This is a genomic window from Mesorhizobium sp. (genome assembly GCF_004962925.1).
Classification (GTDB): domain Bacteria; phylum Pseudomonadota; class Alphaproteobacteria; order Rhizobiales; family Rhizobiaceae; genus Mesorhizobium.
Map to the genome: position 1 here is coordinate 3282 of NZ_SUEO01000165.1, position 539 is coordinate 3820.

Genomic DNA, 539 nt, shown 5'->3' on the forward strand with positions numbered 1-539 from the left:
GTGAAATCCGCCGCCCAGCCGCATCATTTCTTGGCGGTGACGAAGGGCGGGCGCAGCGCCATCGCGACAACCACCGGCAACGAGGACTGCCACGTCATCCTGCGCGGCGGCATTCAGCCCAATTATGACGCGGCAAGCGTCGCCGCCGCCAGTGCGGAACTCGCCCGGATCGGTGTCGCGCCCCGGCTGATGATCGATGTCAGCCACGCCAACAGCAGCAAGAAGCCCGAGAACCAACCGAAGGTAGCGGCTGACGTGGCGGGCCAGGTCGCGGCAGGCGACGAGCGCATCACCGGTGTCATGATCGAGAGCAACCTCGTTGCCGGCCGGCAGGACGTCATGCCCGGCAAGCCGCTCGTCTATGGCCAGAGCATCACCGATGGCTGCATCGACTGGGCAACCACCGAGATAGTGCTGCACAGCCTTGCCGACGCCGTCGAGCAACGCCGGGCAGCGCGGCGCGCCCTGATCGCCAGCCGCCCGGGAGCGGCTTGACGCTGGCTGGCGCCTTCCCTTCTCCCCTTGTGGGAGAAGGTGGC

1 protein-coding gene is annotated in these 539 nt (G+C 67.7%); it reads left to right on the forward strand.

Going from position 1 to position 539, the window contains the following annotated elements; genetic code table 11:
* The coding region (locus E5W87_RS25960) for a 3-deoxy-7-phosphoheptulonate synthase (RefSeq protein ID WP_292404137.1) at nt 1-495 on the forward strand (495 nt) is incomplete at its 5' end.
* Nucleotides 496-539: the final 44 nt, after the last annotated feature.